Origin of the sequence: Streptococcus halitosis (assembly GCF_023147855.1) — a bacterium.
Classification (GTDB): Bacteria; Bacillota; Bacilli; order Lactobacillales; family Streptococcaceae; genus Streptococcus; species Streptococcus halitosis_B.
On sequence record NZ_JAHXOP010000001.1, the window covers coordinates 605,854 to 626,117 of the forward strand.

Annotated in this window: 19 protein-coding genes; all 19 read right to left on the bottom strand. The window is 40.5% G+C overall.

Annotated features, from left to right (window positions below):
• Positions 1 to 17: 17 nt before the first annotated feature.
• The 19 genes from metK to upp all read right to left on the bottom strand — a co-directional run bounded on the left by metK (position 18) and on the right by upp (position 20,192).
• Complete coding sequence (gene metK / locus KZX55_RS03015; protein WP_084868471.1) at positions 18 to 1,208, bottom strand: methionine adenosyltransferase; 1,191 nt, start codon at positions 1,206 to 1,208, stop codon at positions 18 to 20.
• Positions 1,209 to 1,404: 196 nt separating this feature from the next.
• Positions 1,405 to 2,748, bottom strand: a complete 1,344-nt coding sequence (locus tag KZX55_RS03020) for a DEAD/DEAH box helicase (RefSeq protein ID WP_033584969.1) — start codon at positions 2,746 to 2,748, stop codon at positions 1,405 to 1,407.
• A gap of 104 nt (positions 2,749 to 2,852) precedes the next feature.
• Positions 2,853 to 3,668, bottom strand: a complete 816-nt coding sequence (locus KZX55_RS03025; protein ID WP_248023976.1) for an endonuclease/exonuclease/phosphatase family protein — start codon at positions 3,666 to 3,668, stop codon at positions 2,853 to 2,855.
• A 51-nt stretch (positions 3,669 to 3,719) separates the two neighbouring features.
• Entirely contained in the window at positions 3,720 to 5,906 is a 2,187-nt protein-coding gene (locus tag KZX55_RS03030; protein WP_248023980.1) for a PTS transporter subunit IIBC, read from the bottom strand.
• Between the two features lie 218 nt (positions 5,907 to 6,124).
• Positions 6,125 to 7,051, bottom strand: coding sequence for a permease-like cell division protein FtsX (gene ftsX, locus KZX55_RS03035; protein WP_000625557.1), 927 nt, complete (start codon positions 7,049 to 7,051; stop codon positions 6,125 to 6,127).
• Complete coding sequence (gene ftsE / locus KZX55_RS03040) at positions 7,044 to 7,736, bottom strand: cell division ATP-binding protein FtsE (protein WP_000022273.1); 693 nt, start codon at positions 7,734 to 7,736, stop codon at positions 7,044 to 7,046. The genes ftsX and ftsE overlap by 8 nt, the downstream gene beginning before the upstream one ends.
• A 17-nt stretch (positions 7,737 to 7,753) precedes the next feature.
• Positions 7,754 to 8,849 (bottom strand): peptide chain release factor 2 gene (prfB, locus tag KZX55_RS03045; RefSeq protein WP_096421901.1). Its coding sequence is split into 2 segments (ribosomal slippage): positions 7,754 to 8,776 and positions 8,778 to 8,849, totalling 1,095 coding nucleotides; the frame shifts between segments, so codons are not numbered across the junction.
• A gap of 110 nt (positions 8,850 to 8,959) precedes the next feature.
• Positions 8,960 to 9,616: a CBS domain-containing protein gene (locus KZX55_RS03050; RefSeq protein ID WP_000268650.1), complete on the bottom strand. Its 657-nt coding sequence runs from the start codon at positions 9,614 to 9,616 to the stop codon at positions 8,960 to 8,962.
• A 152-nt stretch (positions 9,617 to 9,768) separates the two neighbouring features.
• On the bottom strand, positions 9,769 to 11,196 hold the full coding sequence (locus KZX55_RS03055) for a purine-cytosine permease family protein (protein WP_248023996.1): 1,428 nt from the start codon (positions 11,194 to 11,196) through the stop codon (positions 9,769 to 9,771).
• Between the two features lies 1 nt (position 11,197).
• On the bottom strand, positions 11,198 to 11,383 hold the full coding sequence (locus KZX55_RS03060) for a hypothetical protein (RefSeq protein WP_033584961.1): 186 nt from the start codon (positions 11,381 to 11,383) through the stop codon (positions 11,198 to 11,200).
• Position 11,384: 1 nt separating this feature from the next.
• On the bottom strand, positions 11,385 to 13,163 hold the full coding sequence (locus KZX55_RS03065) for a phosphotransferase (protein WP_248023999.1): 1,779 nt from the start codon (positions 13,161 to 13,163) through the stop codon (positions 11,385 to 11,387).
• A 635-nt stretch (positions 13,164 to 13,798) separates the two neighbouring features.
• Complete coding sequence (locus tag KZX55_RS03070; protein WP_001132116.1) at positions 13,799 to 14,509, bottom strand: ABC transporter ATP-binding protein; 711 nt, start codon at positions 14,507 to 14,509, stop codon at positions 13,799 to 13,801.
• Positions 14,509 to 15,273 (bottom strand): ABC transporter ATP-binding protein, encoded by a 765-nt coding sequence (locus KZX55_RS03075; RefSeq protein ID WP_001186017.1) that lies wholly within the window; start codon positions 15,271 to 15,273, stop codon positions 14,509 to 14,511. Before KZX55_RS03075 ends, KZX55_RS03070 begins: the two co-directional genes overlap by 1 nt.
• A complete protein-coding gene (locus KZX55_RS03080) occupies positions 15,273 to 16,229 on the bottom strand; it encodes a branched-chain amino acid ABC transporter permease (protein ID WP_248024001.1) in 957 nt (318 codons plus the stop codon). Before KZX55_RS03080 ends, KZX55_RS03075 begins: the two co-directional genes overlap by 1 nt.
• 3 nt (positions 16,230 to 16,232) lie before the next feature.
• Positions 16,233 to 17,102: a branched-chain amino acid ABC transporter permease gene (locus KZX55_RS03085; protein ID WP_248024003.1), complete on the bottom strand. Its 870-nt coding sequence runs from the start codon at positions 17,100 to 17,102 to the stop codon at positions 16,233 to 16,235.
• A gap of 119 nt (positions 17,103 to 17,221) precedes the next feature.
• Positions 17,222 to 18,382 carry an ABC transporter substrate-binding protein gene (locus KZX55_RS03090; RefSeq protein ID WP_061597843.1) on the bottom strand — a complete coding sequence of 387 codons (1,161 nt, stop codon included), beginning with the start codon at positions 18,380 to 18,382 and terminating at the stop codon, positions 17,222 to 17,224.
• Between the two features lie 87 nt (positions 18,383 to 18,469).
• Positions 18,470 to 18,739: a YlbG family protein gene (locus KZX55_RS03095; protein ID WP_000462130.1), complete on the bottom strand. Its 270-nt coding sequence runs from the start codon at positions 18,737 to 18,739 to the stop codon at positions 18,470 to 18,472.
• A gap of 78 nt (positions 18,740 to 18,817) precedes the next feature.
• Positions 18,818 to 19,408, bottom strand: a complete 591-nt coding sequence (locus KZX55_RS03100) for an ATP-dependent Clp protease proteolytic subunit (protein WP_000613462.1) — start codon at positions 19,406 to 19,408, stop codon at positions 18,818 to 18,820.
• Positions 19,409 to 19,562: 154 nt separating this feature from the next.
• A complete protein-coding gene (gene upp / locus KZX55_RS03105) occupies positions 19,563 to 20,192 on the bottom strand; it encodes a uracil phosphoribosyltransferase (protein WP_248024007.1) in 630 nt (209 codons plus the stop codon).
• Positions 20,193 to 20,264 lie beyond the last annotated feature (72 nt).

Below are 20,264 nucleotides of genomic sequence, written 5' to 3' on the forward strand. Positions count from 1 at the left end.
CTACCAATCTTTTAATTTTATTTCACCGCTTCTTTCAAAGCCTCTACCTTGTCTAAACGTTCCCATGGAAGGTCAATATCTGTACGTCCCATGTGACCATATGCCGCTGTTTGACGGTAAATTGGACGTTTAAGATCCAGCATTTGGATAATTCCTGCAGGGCGAAGATCAAAGATTTGACGCGCTGCTTTTTCAAGCTTGCTTTCAGCTACTGTTCCTGTACCGAAAGTATCGATACGAACAGAAACAGGCTGTGCCACACCGATGGCATAGGCCAATTGCACTTCTACTTTCTTAGCAAGACCTGCTGCCACGATATTCTTGGCAATGTAGCGAGCCGCATAAGAGGCTGAACGGTCCACCTTCGTCGCATCCTTACCAGAGAAGGCACCGCCACCATGACGAGAATAGCCACCATAGGTATCCACGATGATCTTACGACCAGTCAAACCTGAGTCTCCTTGAGGTCCACCGATTACAAAACGACCAGTTGGATTGATGAAGAATTTTGTTTGCTCATCCAAGTAGGAAGCTGGAATAACTTCTTTGATAACCTTGTCAATCACATCTTGATGGATTTGTTCATTGCTAACTTCTGGATCGTGCTGAGTTGAAATAACGACTGTGTCCACACGTACCGGACGGTCATTTTCATCATACTCAACTGTAACTTGTGATTTTGCATCTGGGCGAAGATAGCTGATTTCACCAGACTTACGAAGTTCTGCCAAGCGACGAACCAGTTTGTGGCTGAGTGAAATTGGCAATGGCATGAGTTCCTCTGTCTCATCTACTGCAAACCCAAACATAAGACCTTGATCTCCTGCTCCAATCAAATCAAGCGGATCTTGATCTGCATTTCCACGGACTTCCAAGGCTTCGTTAACACCTTGGGCGATATCTGGTGACTGCTCAACAAGCGATGGATGAACTCCAACTGTTTCCGCAGAAAAACCATATTCTGCATTCGTATAGCCAATCTCTGCAATGGTATCACGAACCACACGGTTAATATCTACATAGGCATTCGTAGAAATTTCACCAAAAACATGGACAGAACCAGTGTATACAGCTGTCTCAGCAGCAACGTGCGCCTCTGGATCCTTGGCTAAAATAGCATCCAAAATCGCATCTGAAATTTGGTCTGCAATCTTATCTGGATGCCCCTCAGATACAGATTCAGACGTGAATAATTTACGTTCTGACATAAAAATGTCCCCCCTTAAAAAATATTGTTATAGAGTTACAAAGTACTGATAGGAAAACTACTAGTAATGAATACCTACCATCTTATCGGGACTATATAACCTTATCATTATACCACTTTTTACTCATTTTTGCATTCTTTTCGATAATTTATAAAACAAAGTTACAAAAAGGAGCCATTCAGCTCCAATTTTGTTCTTAAAATGTTTGGCGTTTGGCTTTCCGCTCTGCACGGCCACGTGCGCGATTTTCAGCACGCTTGGTTTTGCGGCGTTTTTCATCAACCGCCCATTTGATTTTCTTCTTATAACCCGGTTTAACTTTTTTCTTTTTCTTTTTGACCAAGCCAATCATTTCGATATCAAGCTTATCCTGCTTCTTTTCACGATTGGCACGACGATCACGGTCATAGGTATCTTGAAACTCTCCGTCTTTGACCATCTTAGGAGTAAACTTAATCCCTAATTTCTCCAACTCACGGATATCCGAGTCATCACTAGGCTGGTAAAGGGTAATCGCTGTACCAGGTAGACCGTTGCGCCCAGTACGTCCAACTCGGTGAACAAAGAAGGACAAGTCTTGCGGAATGGCGTCATTGATAACATGGCTGACGCCTTCAATGTCAATTCCACGCGCTGCCAAGTCCGTTGCGACAATGTACTCAAAATCCAGATTTTTCACCTGATTCATGATCCGCTTGCGTTCACGAGGGGCAATATCTCCATGAATCTTTGCTACCTTCAATCCTTGGGCAGTCAAGTAGGCATGCAATTCATCAGCACGCGTTTTTGTGTTAACAAAGATCATTGCCAAATAAGGTTGCATCAACTGAGTCAGTTGGTAAATCTGAGCATTCTTGTCGCGGCCCTTGGTTGAAATCAACCAGTTATCAATGGTATCAGAAATGACTGTTTTAGTCTTGATTTTCTCCATGACAGGATTTGACAAGTATTTTTTCAAGAACGGTTGCAATTTTTGTGGAATTGTCGCTGAAAAGACCATGAATTGCAAGTCTTTTGGAAGGCTCCCTGCAATCTTATCAACGGTTTCCAAGAATCCCATATCCAAGGTCATATCGGCTTCATCAACTACAAAGGTCTTGGCCTTGTGAATAGCTAAATCACCAGATTTGACCAAGTCATAGATGCGACCGGGCGTTCCAATAACGATATGTGGTTGATTGCTGGCAAGTTTTTCAATCTGACGCGCCTTATCCGTACCACCTACATAATTAACCACACGAACTTCTACTTCTGAGTGGGCTGCGATTTGACGGGCTGCTTGGTAGATCTGAGTAGCCAACTCACGACTTGGTGCAGTAATCACTGCTTGCACACTATCGCTGGTTTCATCTAATTGCTGAAAAATGGGTAGTAAGAAAGTGTGGGTTTTTCCTGAACCTGTTTTTGACTCGCCCACCAAGTCACGACCTGCCAAGACAATAGGAATCAACTTTTCCTGAACTTCGGTAGGAGTCGTAAACTTCAACTCCTCCAATGCCTTTTCTATATAGTTTTTAAACTGAAATTTCGTAAATGACATATTATCCTCGATTCTATTTATCTAACCATTATACCATATTTTGAACATTTTCAGTAGTTAAGTCCGACTAGCAAAAAATGAAAGGGAGCAATCCCTTTCATTTTCTATTTCCAGTTTAAAATGGCATTCAAACCATAGTGGTCACTGACTTGTGGACTATTCTGCCCATCAAAAACCACATGCAAGCTTTCTACTTCTAAGTCTTTTGTCGTAAAGACGTAGTCGATTCGAAGTGGTTCTGAGTTGCCTTTCCAACCATCAATTTCTGGTGGTACTGTATAGCTACCACTTCTCTCCTTAGCAACTTCAAAAGCATCTTGTAAATCTAATGGACTATCTAGGATAGCTTGATAGCCTTCCTGTCCAGATGGATTATTGAAATCACCTGCTAATATTAGAGGTTTGTTCAAATCTTTCAGTACAGCTTCGAATCGAGCCCATTCTTCCTGAAAACCTTTATTCCACCATGAAAGATGGATACTTGCAAGAGCGAGTTCCTTGCCTTCAACTTCTGTCTCTACCAAGGCGACGCGGCGAGTATGATAGTCTGTTGGATCATCAACATCCGAAACCAAAATCTCACGCGCTTCAATAGGTGTTTTGGACAAGATGGCAACACCCTCATGGTAGCGATCGTAACCGATATGGTTATAGGCCCAGGTCCAATAGTAGCTTCTTCCCTTCTCAGACAATTTTTCAACCAGGAGTCGTACATAGTGGTCCTGATGAATGGGCTCTGCTGATGGTAAAGCTTGATAGTGATTGTTAACCTCTACCTCCGGCGAAGTCATTTCTTGATTAATTTCTTGAAAACAGATCAAATCATAGTCTTTATCAAGAATATCTTGGAGCAAGAGCCGGAATTTTTCTTCTGCTTCTTTCTCCATCCAACTATGGGTATTGAGTGTTAAAAATTTCATGCTTTTCTCCTAAAACAAGAGGTTGGAAAACAGCTTCCAACCTCAAGTATATTACAATTCTACTTTTGCAACTGCTGTTTTCGCTGCAAGAGAACCAGTTTGTTCTAATTTAACTGATTTGATAGCATCACCATTTGTAAAGACAACCACTGTTGATGTTTCACGACCTGCTGCACGGATAGCATCCAAGTCAGCTGTCACAAGAAGATCACCTGCTGCAACCTTTTGTCCTTCAGAAACGTGAACAGTAAATGGTTTTCCTTCAAGACTTACAGTATCCAAACCAATATGAACAAGTACTTCAAGACCTGATTCAGTCACAAGACCAAGAGCATGTTTTGTTGGGAAGATACTTGATACAGTACCTGTAACTGGAGATACAATGTTTCCATTTGCTGGTTCTACTGCAAAACCATCACCCATCATTTTTTGAGCAAAGACTGGATCTTTCACTTGTTCCAAGGCAATAACTTGACCGTCAGCTACTGAGTAAGCTTCCTCAGTTACACCTTTAAAATGTACAGTATTTTTTTGAGCTTCTGTCATTTGGCTTGGAAGAGTTTCAGGAATTACTTCACCTGAGTCAAGGATATCTTGGATATCAGATTTCAATACGTCAGCTTTTGGTCCGTAGATAGCTTGGACACCTTGTCCTTTCATGACAAGACCCATAGCGCCTTCTGCTTTCCATTGTTCCTCAGTACCAACACGATCTGCATCCTTAACAGTTACACGAAGACGAGTCATACATGCATCTACATCTACGATGTTTGCACGACCACCAAGAAGGTTAATGATATTTACAGCTTGAGAAGCTGCTGCAACTTTTGTTTCTCCTGGAGCTGCATCTTCTGATGCTCCTTCAGCAGTTTCATAGTTTCCGTTACGTCCTGGAGTTGCATAGTTGAATTTCTTAATCATGAAGTTGGCAATGAAGTACATGATGACTGCAAAGAGGACAGTTACCCAGATAAAGTTAATGATATCCATACCAAGACCAGCGTTGATAGCTAGCGGAGTACGAGTCAAGAATTCAATTGAACCGAATGAGTGCATACGAAGGTGAACAATATCCGCCATAGCAAAGGCAGCACCTTGAACAAGAGCATACACTAGGTAAAGAGGTGTTGCGATAAACATAAACATATACTCGATAGGTTCAGTAACCCCTGTCAAGAATGTTGCAAGGGCTGTCGCAATCATCATACCCTTGTATTGGTGTTTCTTGTCAGCATCAACATTGCGGTAGATAGCAACGATGACACCCATCAAGATACCGAATGAACCGATCATTTGACCAACTTTGAAACGAGCTGGAGTGATAGTTGTAAGAAGGTGTTGGTATTGGTCAGCATTTGAACCTTTAAGGTTAACAAGGTCTGTTACCCAAGCAAGCCAAAGTGGGTCTTGACCAAATACTTGAGTTCCTTTAGCTGCACCAGTAAGGATTTCGTATGTTCCACCAAGAGCTGTATAGTTCATTGGGATTGTCAACATGTGGTGAAGACCAAATGGCAAGAGCAAACGTTCCAAAGTACCATACAAGAATGGTGCTAGAATTGGAGCTGTTTCTTGAGAGTTTGCAATCCAAATACCAAAGTTATTGATACCTGTTTGAACTACTGGCCAGAAAGCTGCAAGTACAATTGCAGCGATTACTGAACGAAGAATAACTACAAATGGTACGAAACGTTTCCCATTGAAGAATGAGAGCGCATCAGGAAGTTTACGGTAGTTGTAGTATTTGTTAAAGGCAGTTGCCCCTACAAAACCAGAGATAATCCCTACAAAAACACCCATGTTCAATGCTGGTGCTTCAAGAACACTGATGAAGTAATCAGCAACTTTGATTGAGCCACCAAAGAGAGTAGTGACCATAGCCTCAGGGTTTTTCAGCATATCACTTGTAACTCCAAAGATAGTACCTGTGATACGGTTAATCAAGATAAAGGCAAGCCCAGCTGCAAATGCACCACCTGCACGTTCTTTTGCCCAGCTTCCCCCAATAGCAAGGGCAAACAAAATATGAAGGTTACCGATAATCCCCCAACCGATTTGCTCTAGTACACCACCAGTAATAACGAGTGGGGCAAGGTTTGGGTCAATCATTGCAAGTGACTTACCGATTGAAATCATCAAACCAGCAGCCGGCATAACAGCGATAACCACCATCAAAGCCTTACCGAATTTTTGCCAAAACTCGAAAGACAAGACATTTTTGAATGTAGCTTTCATCATTCAAATCTCCTTTATTTTATTTAGGCAAACGTTTTACGAAAACGTTTGCACTTATTTATAATTCAATTATACCACTTTATTTTTTTTTGTAAAGGCTTTTATAAAAAAATTGTCTACTTTTTTTAATTTTTAGAAGAAAAAAGAGAAGTTTACGAAAACTTCTCTTTTAAAAATGTATCATTTTTCTGATTTGTTCTGCAATTTGCATTTATATCCAATTAGATTTTCAAGAATCGACGCATCGAAATTCCTGAACCAATTGAACCAATGAAAATTCCGATTACAAATAGTAGAACTGTCATCAAAGGGACAAACACATCTGGCGTAATCATTGATAAGTTTTGACCTACCAAGGATTTATTGACCGATTGATAAACGATATTGTAAACAAAGAATACAAGAACTGAAGGAATCGCTGCGCCAAGCAAGCCAATAAAAGCACCTTCTAGCAAGAATGGGCCACGGATATAACCATTTCTCGCTCCAACAAGACGCATGATCTGAATCTCACGACTACGTGAAATAATGGTAATACGGATGGTATTGGAAATGAGGAAGACTGCGATAAAAATCAAGAGTCCTGCAATAACCAATCCCCAAACACGGATAAAGGAAGCCAGTTCGAAAAGTCGTTGAGTGTTGGCTCCACCATCTTGAACCTCCGATACTCCCTCAATTTTCTTCGCTTCTTCAGCTACTGTTTTAACATCACTTGGAGAATTTGTATCGACGATATAGGCATCATAGAGAGGATTTGCATCCCCTTCAAAGACTTTCCAATCGTCACCCATTGTTTCCGTCAGTTTCTCGTATTGTTCTTCTTTACTTGAGAAGGTAACACTTTTTACAGCAGGCATAGCTTTCAAAGCATCATAGACCTTGTGGTAGTCATTATTGGTAACTGTCTGACCTTCTTTTTCAATCGTTTCACTGTTATCTGCTACATCCTTACGAATGTAGACCATAACACGAACGTTGTTTTCAATATCGGTAGCCAGTTTTGCTGTATTAAAAATTACAGATGCAAACAGGGCAACGAGCGTCAAGGTAATCATAACCGAACTTACTGCTGCTACTGTCATCCAGCCATTTCGTTTTAAACTTTTTAATGATTCAAATAAATGGCGAAAAAATCTACTAATCATCGTATCCATATTCTCCTTTAGCTTCGTCACGAACGACACGGCCGTTTTCAATGGCAATGACACGGTGGCGCAAGGTATTTACGATTTGGCTGTTGTGGGTCGCCATCAAAACAGTTGTACCTTGAAGATTGATGCGTTCCAACAGATTCATAATTTCCCACGAATTATCTGGGTCCAAGTTTCCTGTTGGTTCATCCGCAATCAATACTTTAGGATTGTTGACAATCGCACGGGCAATCGCAATCCGTTGCTGTTCTCCACCTGAGAGTTCATTCGGGAAAGAACGAACCTTGTGTTTTAAACCTACTAGATCCAACACTTCCATAACACGTTTTTTGATGTTACGGCGATTCTCTCCGATAACCTCCATTGCGTAGGCAATATTCTCATAAACCGTTTTCTTTGGCAAGAGTTTGTAATCTTGAAAGACCACCCCAACACTACGACGTAGAAGCGGGATATCTTTCTTCTTAATCTTGACTAAATTAAAGCCTGCAACTGTTAGGCTTCCTTTTTCGATCTTTACTTCTCGGTATAAAGCTCGAATAAAGGTTGACTTACCTGCCCCAGAAGGTCCTACGATATAGGCAAACTCTCCTGGTTCAATGGTGACAGAGACACCTCGCAGGGCAGTCGTTCCATTGTCATACTTTTTGACAACATCTCTCATTTCAATGATTGACATATGAGTTCCTTTCTTTCTTAGCTAATTCGCCACTTGAGGTAGGCATCGATGAAACCATCAAGGTCTCCATCCATGACCTTATCTACTTGGGAAACTTCAAAGCTTGTACGGTGATCTTTTACCATAGTATAAGGCGTGAAAACATATGAACGGATTTGGCTTCCCCATGTGATTTCTTTTTTCTCACCTTTGAGGGAATCAACTTCCGCAGCTTTCTTTTCTTGCTCCATCTGATAGAGCTTAGCCTGCAACATCTTCATGGCACGATCTCTATTTCCATACTGGGTACGATCGACCGTTGATTGGACGACAGTTCCTGTAGGAATATGTGTCAAACGCACACCTGTTGAAACTTTATTGACGTTTTGTCCACCAGCACCACCTGAACGGAAGGTATCCATTTTGATATCATCTTCACGAATTTCCACTTCGATGGTATCATCCAGCTCAGGCATAACCTCTACGGATGTAAATGAAGTATGGCGACGTTTGGCAGAGTCAAATGGTGAAATACGGACCAAACGGTGAACACCCATTTCTGATTTAAGTAGTCCGTATGCATTGGGACCTTCAAAAGACAAGGTCACAGACTTGATACCCGCTTCATCACCAGCCTGGTAATCCAAGACTTCTACTTTAAAGCCTTTTGCATTTCCATAACGAGTGTACATGCGGAGCAACATATCACCCCAGTCCTGAGCCTCAGTACCACCAGATCCTGGATGAATTTCCAAGATGGCATTATTATGGTCATAAGGTTCTGACAAGAGAAGGGTCATCTCGTAGTTGGTCATCATCTTATCCAACTCGGTTAGCTGCTCGACCAGTTCATCATGGACTGACTCGTCTTCTGCTAAAAAGTCCAATAAAATCTCAACTTCATCCTGCAACTCTTCCATTTTACGGAATGTGTTGTAGGTGTTTTTTAATTCATTTAATTCTTGCGACGTTTTTTGGGCCGCGATATTATCGTTCCAAAAATCAGGTTCTGTCATCTTGTTCTCCAAGATGGCAATCTCTTCCTCTAAGCCTTCGAGGTCAAAGAGACCCCCTGAAAGAAGCTAATTTTTCACGATTTGCGTCAATTTTTTGACGAATTTCTGAAATGTCCATAGATACTCCTTTTCATATCGTTTTATTATACCATAATCTCTTATTTCTTTCCATATTTTGCTTTTCATCGCTTTTCGTGGCAAAAGAAAAGAGGCCCGAAAGCCTCTGCTTTAAAGGACTTTGGCAGAGGTCTGAGTAATCTCCTCCACTTGAATTCCTTCTTTTTCAAACTTATCCTTTAATGAAGTCAAATCGATTTTTCCATCAATTTGAACTTCGATGACGACCTTCCCATCCTTACGTGGAATGTTAACTGTGTGCGAGATATTTAGATTTTCTTCTACTATTAGAGCTACAATTTTCCCCAGTACACCGACTTCATTTTCTGTAATAAAACGAACACGAATTCCCTCTTCTCCGTATCCGGCAATTTCCAAGAATGCCCGAAAGACATCGCGATCTGTAATTACTCCATAAACTTGATGGTTATCTACGACTGGTAATATCCCAATTTTATTTTTCAGCATCAGATAGGTCGCATCTTCTAGACTAGCATATCCAGAAACAGTCACGACATCTCGAATCATCACATCTTTTACTTTGGTTTTATTCAAAAGATAATTCATCTCATAGATAGAGAGACTGGTTGCTTTAGATGGGCTGGCTTCCGCGATGGTTCCTTCTGTTACCAATCCGACTAATTGATCGTTTTCGATAACAGGTAAACGGTGCAAGCCTTGCTCGCGCATCAAATCTGCTGCGTGTGCTACAGTCGTATCTGGACTGATATAAACTACCTTACGGGTCATGAAATCTTTAACTGCCATGAGACTTCTCCTTCTATATTGCTACTTTTATTATACACTTTCTTAGAAAATCTATCAAACGCTTTCATCTCTTTTTCAAGATTTTGAATAATCTGAGAAGTTTGCATAAAATGCCAGTGTAAGTTAAAAGGGAACCGAAGTTCCCTCTCTTCTTAAATCGTAACAGTGTCTCGATCTTTTATCATATAACGTTTCAATGGGCTAAGACTAGCTAGCCAGTATAGTAGACCACCAAATAGCGCAGTAAAACCACTACCCGTTGTGATTAAAAAGATTGGACTTTGAATTTGTGCAGTTACAGGGTTGTAAACAAATAGTACCGCTACCAATAAGGAGATAAATACGCAAGACAAGCCAACTAAGTTAAATCCTTTGGTAAACTCGTAGGCGTCATGCCCTTCAAGGAAATAGGCTGACCGCAAGTCGAGTTTTCGTTTTCTTAAGATAAAATAGTCAACAACAATCATACCAATAATTGGCCCCTGAATATAGGCGGCTAGGGAGATGAAGGATCCGAAATACTCTTCTACTCCTCCCCAGATAGTGAGTAGACTCACGTAAACCATGGCAATCCAAACCATTAGTCTATAGCTTACTTTTGGCATCCCACTCTTGACAATCATACAGTTCACATACGATCCTGTCCCCTGGGTTCCAATATTGGCAAAGGCTACTAGTAGTAGACTTAAGAGAGCAAAGGCTGGGGTGCTTAGAGTTGATAGCATGGTTGTTGGATCACTTTCATACACACCTGTTTTAACAAACATGGCTAGAGCCATGACTCCACCTGTCGCAACGAAGAATGGAGCGACAACCCCGTATGATAAAGCTGTAGCCCAATAACCACTGCGTTCTGATTTTGCTAAACGCGGTAAAACCAATGCTTGTGTAGACCAAGAAAAGGCAAAGGCAACATTTCCTTCTCCAGAAAGCATGAAGCATTCTAATGGCGTCAAATCTCCTTGAGTGGCTGGTTGGATATTCATAATATCAGTTATAGGAACGGCGACGAAGCAGATTCCAACGATAATGAGACCGACAATCAACAAGGCGATTACCAAGAATCGATTGGTCCATTTAATCACTTCTGGGCCTCCAAGAGCAATGAGAGTTCCAAGCAGAACACAGAGGGTACCAAGAATAGGCGCCCATACCCCCTTGTCCAAACCAAGACCAAAATTATTTGCCAAATGGATCATGGAACTGGCAAAAAGATTAGCCGCAACAGCATACCATCCAAAGTTAGCCAAGCTAATAATGGTTGATAACAGGGCTACACCTCTTTTTCCTAGAACAGCTCTCAACCAAATCCACAAATCAATTCCATACTTCACCGCAAACAAAATAGGAAGACATTCAATAAAGACCCAGATAATGTTAAAGCTAAAAATATTTATCAACATTTGATTAAAGGTCAGGTATTGAGCTACATAAGCCCCTTGGGTGTAACACCAAGTTGCGATGGCAAAACCACTTGTCGATAGAAAGAGATCCCAAAAAGAATACTGACGATCCTTATTGGTCATGGGAACAATTCCGGTTATGGTTTCTTGTTGGATATAGTCATTCATTTTAGACATGTTATTGAATTCCTCCCGTCATTGCTAAGATAATCAAAATAAGGTTGATTAGGACTATGGAGATGATTAAAATGAAATCACTTTTTAGGAAGGGTTGAACAAACTCGTAGTTTGGAGACTCCATTTCTTCCAATCTTCTCTTTGTTTCAGCTGCTACTAATTCTTCAATTTCGGATGTCGTTTTCATCTTAGTTTTCCTCCAGATACAAGTCAAGGGCCAGTTGTCCATATTGTTTGGTATAGCGATACCAGATGTAAAGAAATTCACCAACTGGTTTTCCGACACTCTCCTGGAACAAAGCCCATAAGAACCAATAATATGAGGTCACTGCGACATAAGCTAAGTAGTGACGTTTGGTTTTCTTATCTGGTACTTCTTGTAGATACAATTCCAGTACTTTTTCAGCATCCTCTACGGAATAATTGGAACACGCGATAAAGGTTCCTAAATCTCCTGCTGGCTCTCCCATTCCAGAATATTCCCAATCAATCAAACTCATTTCGCCTGCTTCATTTAACAAAAAATTAGGACTATAGGAATCTCCATGACAAAGAACAATCTGTTTGGGATCCTTCTGTAAATAATTTTTGAGAATTGAAACAGTTTGATCCAAGTCCTCGAGACCATCAAACTCAAATCGATTTCTAGCCTTCAATTTTTCTCTAAAATCATCAATTCCCTCAAATTGGTCAAAGGAATGTTCCGTTTTTTCTCCAGATTGGTGTAACCGTCTCAAGAGGTCCATTGCTTGTGCCACATCATCCCAATTATCATAATCCAGTTGCTTAGCATTGGGAATAAATTCTGAAATTTTCCAGCCCTCATCCTTGTTCATAGCTACGAAGGTACGGTCAATCTTTAATTTTGCAGCGATTTCCATAGAAGCTGCTTCACTAGCTCGGTCGATATAATTTTCCGTTCCCCTGCCCGGATGACGGTAAACATATTTTTTCCCTAGACAGTCAAATGAAAATGATGTGTTGGTTAACCCATCTTTTAGAGGTTTGATATTGACAATATCTGAAGCCACACACTTTAATGTCTTACAGATATTATCGATAATAGCTGAGTCTGCATTTACCAAATAACGTTCATCAAATTGTCGTAGTTCATCTAGAGAGTCGAATTCTTTAACAATATCCGCTGAATAGTGGCGAGCTTCTAAAAGGAGTTCCTTGACATGGCGACTATAGTAATCCTCCCAAAGCTGTTCCCGATAAGGTTCATGCTTAAACTCGGTTTCTAAAATTTCCTTGAATTTCTCGCTAAATGCACGGTCGAAATAAACGTGCCCCACCATGGCCCAAGTATTTTCCCCACCAATCTGGATATCAATGATGGTGTGATTCGAATCCTCTATAGCACAATATTCGTCTGTTTGACCTTCTGCAAATATCGTCGAGTAGTAACCTCTATAAATATATTGCTCAAACGGATTTTCCACAAAATAATTATCCGATGAACAAATATAAGTGTTGGAAAGTTGATTTTTAACCAACATGAGAGATGAACAGTTATTGTATTTGTAGTAATCATTATTCACTACAATTTTTACACCAAACTTCTCTGCAAGATAGAACATTTTTTCTTGAAGATAGCCTACGATAACGGTTATATCTTCTATTCCTGCTTCTTGCAGTTGTCTGATTTCCCTCTCTATCAAGCGTTCACCCTTAACTTGAAGCAATCCTTTAGGAATTTCATAAGACAAAGGAGCAAAACGACTACTCATGCCAGCAGCCATTATAATAGCATTTTCTACTCTATAGGGCTCTAAAACTTTCTGGCCTAGTTCTGTTAAGTGATGCTCCTCATCAATCCACTTCTCTTCTTTCAGTTTTTTCAATAGTGTGTTAACTGTCCCTACAGATAGACCTAACTCTTCAGCTAACTGTCTCTGAGTAAAGGTCTTTTCTTTATGTATCAACATAAACTGCAAAAGTTTAAATTGTTTTTCTGTCACCATTTCTTAGTCCTCCTGTTCAATTTCCACTTACCCATATTATAATATGAACAAAAATGACTGCCAATTCAAACACGAAATCATCTAGTTAAAATTAAGGCACCATTTCATTTATTTCCAAAATCCAACTATAAACGAAAAAGCTCCTAAGTTGGAGCTCCAGAACATTTTATCATCTGATGATTAGGAAAGTAAGCCTCTGTTATAGGATGATTGTTTGACCATCTTCATCTAACGATTGAAATGCCCCCGGGTCTATAGGGAAATTGCTTGCGCAACTCTCATCCACCGACTAAAACAATCCACTGGATTGGATGATTACTTACGTAATCCTTATCTGCCGACTAAAAAGGTCCCCGTTCTATAGAGGGATTGCTTGCGCAATCTCCGTCCACAACCTAAACTAGTCTCCCAGACTAGAGGAGAATTGCTTGCACAATTCTTATCCGCCGGCTAAAACAATCCACTGGATTGGATGATTACTTACGTAATCCTTATCTGCCGACTAAAAAGGTCCCCCGGACTATAGGGAAATTGCTTTCGCAACTCTCATCCACAACCTAAACTAGTCTCCCAGACTAGAGGAGAATTGCTTGCACAATTTTTATCCGCCGACTAAAAAGGTCCCCCAGACCTTTTTAGCCACCTAGATATGCTTTTCTGACTTCTTCTGATGAGGCGAGGTCTTTTCCTGTTCCTGATAGGACGATCTTGCCTGTTTCAAGTACATAACCACGGTCAGAGATAGCAAGAGCCTTGTTAGCGTTCTGTTCAATTAGGAGAACTGTCGTTCCTTGCTTCTGAATATCTTGAATGATATCAAAAATTTCTTGGATAAAGATAGGAGCAAGTCCCATTGACGGCTCATCCAAGAGGAGAAGCTTAGGTGTAGACATGAGAGCGCGTCCCATAGCCAGCATCTGCTGTTCACCACCTGAAAGAGTTGCCGCATCTTGGTTTTTGCGTTCTTCCAGACGAGGGAAACGTGAAAAGACTTTTTTCAAGTTGGCTTGATTTTCTTCACGATTTTTCTTCAAGAAAGCTCCCATTTCCAAGTTTTCCATAACAGTCAAACCTGGGAAAACATGGCGTCCCTCAGGAACTTGTGAAAGGCCACCTGCCACGATTTTTTGCGCTGGCAACTTTTGAATTTCTTTTCCCAAAAACTGAATTTTACCAGCACTTGGGCGAACCAAACCTGAAAGGGTACGAAGAATGGTTGTTTTACCAGCACCATTGGCACCGATAAGGGAAACAACTTCTCCTTCATTAACCTCGAAACTCACATCACGAACTGCTTGGATCATACCATAATGTACAGAGAGGTTTTCAACTTTTAACATAGGCATTAGGCTTCACCTCCTAGATAAGCTTCGATAACACGTTTATTCGTCTTAATTTCGTCAGGAGTTCCCTGAGCAATCAAGCGACCATATTCAAGAACATAGATACGCTCAGTGACTTCCATAACCAAATTCATGTCATGTTCGATAAGCATGATGGTAATTTTAAATTCATCTTTGATACGACGGATCAATTCTGTCAATTCAGCTGTTTCTTGTGGATTCATCCCAGCTGCAGGTTCATCCAAAAAGAGGATCTTAGGTTCAGTTGCCAGAGCACGAACGATTTCTAATCGACGTTGTTGGCCATAGGCTAGATTCTTCGCAAGAGTATCTGCATCACTATCCAAATCAAAAATCTTCAGCAAGTCCAAAGCTTTGCTTTTTAATTCTTCCTCATTCTTATAAAAAGCTGGTAGACGTAGAAAGCTCGCAAGGACATGTTGTTTATGATGATTGCTAAACGCAATCAAAACATTTTCCAAAACTGTCAAGTCCTTGAACAAACGAATATTTTGGAAAGTACGACTGAGACCAAGTGAAGCAATCTTATAGGGAGTTTTCCCATTTAGGAGGTGACCATCTAGTGTCACAGTACCTTCGCTTGGTTCATAAACACCGGTCAAGAGATTGAAAAGGGTTGTTTTGCCAGCCCCGTTTGGTCCAATCAGACCAACCAATTCTCCCTCGTTCAATTCAAGAGTGACATCTCCAACAGCTGTTAGACCGCCAAAATGTTTGGTTAACTGTTTAACTTCAAGTAGTGCCATTAGTTTTGTCCCTCCTTCTTAGATTTTTTAAAGAAACGTGATAGACTCAATTCCCATGTCCCAAGAAGTCCACCTGGTCTGAAAATCATGACCAATACAAGAGCCAAAGCGTAGATGATCATACGTACGCTTGCTACATCCTGAAGGAGCATATTTAAAATTCCTAAAACAATCGCTGAAACGATTGTACCAGTAATCGATCCAAGTCCACCAAATACAACGATAATCAACACATTGATGGAATTAATAAAGGTGTAATCTTTTGGCACAACAGATCCGATAAAACCAGCCTGAAGTGAACCAGCAATACTTGCTGTAATAGCACCAAATACAAAAGCGATAATCTTGATCTTTGTGGTGTTTACCCCAACAGACTCTGCAGCAATCTCATCCTCACGAACAGATAGAGTAGAGCGTCCGATTGGACTACGTAAGAAGTTGAGAGTTGCAATAGTTGTGACCACCACAAAAAGATAAACCATTTGCCAGTTGGTAAAGTTTGGAATACCTAAGATACCAGCGGCACCGTTGGTCAAACTGCCACCATTTATGATAAAGATACGGATGATTTCTGCAACACCTAGTGTTGCAACAGCCAGGTAGTCACCCTTCAAGCGTAGTGTTGGAATCCCAACGAGCAAAGCAACTGCACCAGAAATCAAGGCACCCAAGACCATTGCTCCAAAGAAGGCACCATAGGTTGGTGATTTTGAACCAATAATCGCTGCTGCATAAGCCCCAATCGCCATAAAACCTGCATGACCGAGTGAGAATTGTCCTGAAAAACCAACGATTAAGTTCAAACCTACTGCAAGGATGATATTAATCCCAATTTGTTCTAAAATTTGGACATGGAATAGATTGAGAACACCAGCAGAAACCAGTACGCTAATCAATCCATAACCCGCTAACAGAAGGAATAACCAGAGAATATTTACTTTAAGATTTGTCTTCATTGTTTACACCTTCTCTTTCACATTCTTACCAAGGATACCTGCAGGACGAATAATCAGAATCAAAAGCAAGATTCCATAAACGATAGCATCACGGAAATCAGACATACCAAAGGCAGTAGCAAAAGTTTCCAACAAGCCAATCACAAATCCCCCTAGAGCTGCACCAGGAATAATCCCGATACCACCAAGTACGGCTGCAACGAATGATTTTAGACCTGGAGTCACGCCCATCAAAGGTTCAAGAGAGTTGTAGTAAAGGGCAATGAGGACACCTGCCGCACCAGCAAGGGCTGAACCCAAAGCAAAAGTAAAGCTGATTGTACGATTTACATTAATTCCCATCAATTGAGCTGCGTCACTATCAACTGATACCGCACGCATGGCTTTCCCCATTTTTGTTTTTTGGACGATCAATTGCAATAAAACCATCAAGAGTACAGAAACTGCTAAAATCATTAATTGGACATTTGTCAAGCTAATTGGCCCGAAATCAAAACGGACGGTTTCAATTGCTTGAGGGAAAGCACGAGTATTGGCACCTACGAGATAAACCATCCCATATTGCAGTAGAAAGGACACTCCGATGGCAGTAATCAATACAGCAATACGTGTAGAGTGTCGCAAAGGACGGTAGGCAAGAAATTCAATCACAACACCAAGTAGTGCGGTTCCTGCCATTGAAATAATCAAAGCTAAAAAGAAATCCATTTGGAAGGAATTAATCAAAAAGTAACCAATAAAGGCACCTATCATATAAATATCACCGTGGGCGAAGTTGATGAGTTTGATAATTCCATAAACCATGGTATAACCCAAGGCCAAAAGTGCATAAACACTACCCAGAATTAAACCATTCACAAGTTGTTGGAGCATAGCATTCACTCTTTTCTATCGTTATTTTTTAGAAAATTTCATCATTTTCACAAGTTTATAAACACCGAAACAGGGAGTGAGTCAAAGGCTCATTCCCCATTTCAACTACTATTCTAATGTTATGGTTTTACAACTTCTGCTGCTTCTACTTTACCATTGTTCATAGTCATCATGTAAGCAGTTTTCACTGTATTGTGGTCAGCATCAAAGCTTGTTTGACCAGTTACACCATCAAAATCTTTTGTTTTAGCAAGGTTGTCCTTGATTTCACCTGAGTTTTTAGCACCTTTTGCAGCATTGGCTACTAGATAAACTGAGTCATAAGCCAAGGCTGAGAATGTTGAAGGCTCTTCATTGTATTTAGCACGGTATGCTTCAAGGAAGGCTTTAGCTTTTTCAGAAACATCAACTGTAGTTGAGAATCCTGAGATGAAGTAAATGTTTGATGCTTTTTCAGCTGTTGCTTGTTGAACAAATTCTTCACCGTTAAATCCATCACCACCAACGATTGGTTTATCAATTCCCATGCCACGGGCTTGGTTTACAATTTTACCTGCTTCTGTGTAGTAGCCTGGAACAACGATAGCGTCAAACTCTTTCCCTTTCATTTTAGTAAGGGCTGCTTGGAAGTCTGTATCACCTGCTACAAATGTTTCATCTGCTACAATCTCACCCTTGTAGGTTTCGCGGAAAGATTTAGCAATACCTTTAGCATAGTCACTAGCATTGTCAGTATAAAGAACAACCTTCTTAGCATTCAATTTGTTTGTCACATAGTTTGAAATAATCTTCCCTTGGAAGCTATCTTGGAATGTTCCGATAAATAGGTAATCTTGACCTTTAGTCAAACCGTCTTGAGTAGCACTTGGTGAAATCAATGGCACTCCAGCTTTGGTAGCGTTAGCTACAGCCGCAGCAGTTGCACCAGATGTCGCAGGCCCTACAATAGCTGCTACTTTTGATTGGGTAACAAGGTTCGTTGTAACAGAAGCTGCTTCGGCAGTCTCTGACTTGTTGTCTTTGTCTACAACTTCGATTTGTTTTCCATCGATACCACCTGCTGCATTGATTTCATCAACGGCAAGTTGAGCTCCTTTTTGTTCAGATGTTCCGTAGGCTGCTACGGCACCTGTTTCTTCAAAGTTAAATCCGATTTTGATAGTCTTTTCGTCTACTGGGTTACCAGTTGTATTTGACGCTCCTGACTTGACCTCTCCACAGGCAGCGAGAAGAGCTACGCTAGCAAGAGCCACAAAAGATAGGGCAAATTTTTTCTTCATTTTTAATCTCCTTATAGTTGTTTCAAAAATAGTATGTTAAGAATATACCGAATTATCAGAAAATTGTCAACCTTTTTATTCACTTTTTTAAATGATAACGTTTTCTTCATTTCGATAGAGATTCCCAACAAAGGGAGTTTCTAACTCTTGAATGTGACACCGCCTAATTTTCTTGATAAATCTTTCCTTACCTAATCTCTCTACTAAGTCATCTAACTCCTCAGTTGGAACATAGAGCTGCAAGTAACGATGCTTCTTAGAATGGTAACAGATGTCACCGTATTCCTGAAGTTTCTTTGCATCCCGATTATAGTAAAGATAGATGATTAATCCTGATCGATTGACCTTTTCAAACATGATAAATCCTCTTTCTAAGAAATCTTCTCCTATTATATCAAAAAAAGCAAACCCCGTCGAGTTTGCTTTTTAGCTTGGTTAGCTCAAAGAATTGTTGGCCATGATTTCATCAATAAAACCATACTCAAGTGTTTCTTGGGCGCTCATCCAGTAATCACGTTCTGCGTCTACATGAATTTGCTCAACTGTTTTACCAGAGTTATCTGCAAGAATTTGCTCCAAAGTCTTACGAGTTTTAAGCAAGTGCTCTGCAGCGATTGCCATATCGGTTTGTTGGGTGCCACCACCTGTACCACCCATTGGTTGGTGAATCATGTACTCTGCATTTGGAAGCATGAAACGTTTGCCTTTTGCGCCACTTGATGCAATGATAGTCCCCATTGAGGCTGCCATCCCCATAACGATGGTTTGGACATCTGCCTTGATAAAGTTCATGGTATCAACGATTGCCAAACCAGCTGAAACAGAACCACCCGGAGTATTTACATAAAGGTAAATATCTTTTGTACTGTCTTGGGCATCCAAGAAGAGCAATTGGGCAATAACGGAGTTGGCCATGTTGTCTTCAACTGGTCCAGTCAACATGATGATACGATCTTTTAGTAGACGTGAGTAAATATCATAGGAACGTTCTCCACGGCTTGTTTGTTCAATAACTACAGGAATCATTCATTTCTCCTTTTAATGTTGAATTTTCTTAGTCTTACGACTCAATACAGAACTATTATATCTTTTTGGTCAAAAAAGGTCAAATTTTTGCTCTATTCTCTAAACAGAAACAAAAACTCAACCCCCTTTCAAGTTAAAAACGAACTTCTCTATCTTATTTGGTACCGAACAAGCGATCTCCAGCATCTCCAAGACCTGGAACGATATAACCGTGTTCGTTCAAGCGTTCATCCAAAGCCGCAGTAAAGATTTCTACATCTGGGTGTGCTTCTTGAAGGGCTTTTACACCTTCTGGAGCAGATACCAGGCAGACAAACTTGATATTGGATGCGCCACGTTTTTTTAGTGAATCTACAGCCAAGATTGCTGAGCCACCTGTTGCCAACATTGGATCAACGACAAAGATTTGACGTTGGTCAATATCCTCAGGCAATTTCACCAAGTATTCAACTGGTTGAAGGGTTTCTTCATCACGGTACATACCGATGTGTCCAACTTTTGCTGCTGGAACCAGATTCAAGAGACCATCTACCATCCCGATACCTGCACGCAAAATTGGGACAATCGCCAATTTTTTACCAGCCAATTGTTTTTGAACGGTCTTTGTGATAGGTGTTTCAATTTCAACGTCTTCAAGTGGAAGATCACGAAGTACTTCATATCCCATCAACATTGCAATCTCATCTATTAGCTCACGAAAAGCTTTTGTAGAAGTGTCTGTACGACGCAAGATTGACAATTTGTGTTGAATGAGTGGATGATTAATGACTTCAATTTTTCCCATTTTCTGAGTTCCTTCTTTCAATTTATTCTTCTTATTATATCAAAAAACGGTTTAAAAAGCTTTCTAAACCAT

What these genes read in the sequence shown, in the direction of transcription:
- KZX55_RS03080 (WP_248024001.1), bottom strand. Translation starts at nt 16,229, where the DNA reads ATGAAGACAAATCTTAAAGTAAATATTCTCTGGTTATTCCTTCTGTTA.
- KZX55_RS03020 (WP_033584969.1), bottom strand. Translation starts at nt 2,748, where the DNA reads ATGTCATTTACGAAATTTCAGTTTAAAAACTATATAGAAAAGGCATTG.
- KZX55_RS03030 (WP_248023980.1), bottom strand. Translation starts at nt 5,906, where the DNA reads ATGATGAAAGCTACATTCAAAAATGTCTTGTCTTTCGAGTTTTGGCAA.
- KZX55_RS03065 (WP_248023999.1), bottom strand. Translation starts at nt 13,163, where the DNA reads ATGGTGACAGAAAAACAATTTAAACTTTTGCAGTTTATGTTGATACAT.
- KZX55_RS03055 (WP_248023996.1), bottom strand. Translation starts at nt 11,196, where the DNA reads ATGTCTAAAATGAATGACTATATCCAACAAGAAACCATAACCGGAATT.
- KZX55_RS03085 (WP_248024003.1), bottom strand. Translation starts at nt 17,102, where the DNA reads ATGCTCCAACAACTTGTGAATGGTTTAATTCTGGGTAGTGTTTATGCA.
- KZX55_RS03070 (WP_001132116.1), bottom strand. Translation starts at nt 14,509, where the DNA reads ATGCCTATGTTAAAAGTTGAAAACCTCTCTGTACATTATGGTATGATC.
- KZX55_RS03095 (WP_000462130.1), bottom strand. Translation starts at nt 18,739, where the DNA reads ATGTTTGAAAAGGTCAATCGATCAGGATTAATCATCTATCTTTACTAT.
- KZX55_RS03050 (WP_000268650.1), bottom strand. Translation starts at nt 9,616, where the DNA reads ATGGCAGTTAAAGATTTCATGACCCGTAAGGTAGTTTATATCAGTCCA.
- KZX55_RS03075 (WP_001186017.1), bottom strand. Translation starts at nt 15,273, where the DNA reads ATGGCACTACTTGAAGTTAAACAGTTAACCAAACATTTTGGCGGTCTA.
- KZX55_RS03025 (WP_248023976.1), bottom strand. Translation starts at nt 3,668, where the DNA reads ATGAAATTTTTAACACTCAATACCCATAGTTGGATGGAGAAAGAAGCA.
- upp (WP_248024007.1), bottom strand. Translation starts at nt 20,192, where the DNA reads ATGGGAAAAATTGAAGTCATTAATCATCCACTCATTCAACACAAATTG.
- KZX55_RS03100 (WP_000613462.1), bottom strand. Translation starts at nt 19,408, where the DNA reads ATGATTCCTGTAGTTATTGAACAAACAAGCCGTGGAGAACGTTCCTAT.
- KZX55_RS03090 (WP_061597843.1), bottom strand. Translation starts at nt 18,382, where the DNA reads ATGAAGAAAAAATTTGCCCTATCTTTTGTGGCTCTTGCTAGCGTAGCT.
- ftsX (WP_000625557.1), bottom strand. Translation starts at nt 7,051, where the DNA reads ATGATTAGTAGATTTTTTCGCCATTTATTTGAATCATTAAAAAGTTTA.
- KZX55_RS03060 (WP_033584961.1), bottom strand. Translation starts at nt 11,383, where the DNA reads ATGAAAACGACATCCGAAATTGAAGAATTAGTAGCAGCTGAAACAAAG.
- metK (WP_084868471.1), bottom strand. Translation starts at nt 1,208, where the DNA reads ATGTCAGAACGTAAATTATTCACGTCTGAATCTGTATCTGAGGGGCAT.
- ftsE (WP_000022273.1), bottom strand. Translation starts at nt 7,736, where the DNA reads ATGTCAATCATTGAAATGAGAGATGTTGTCAAAAAGTATGACAATGGA.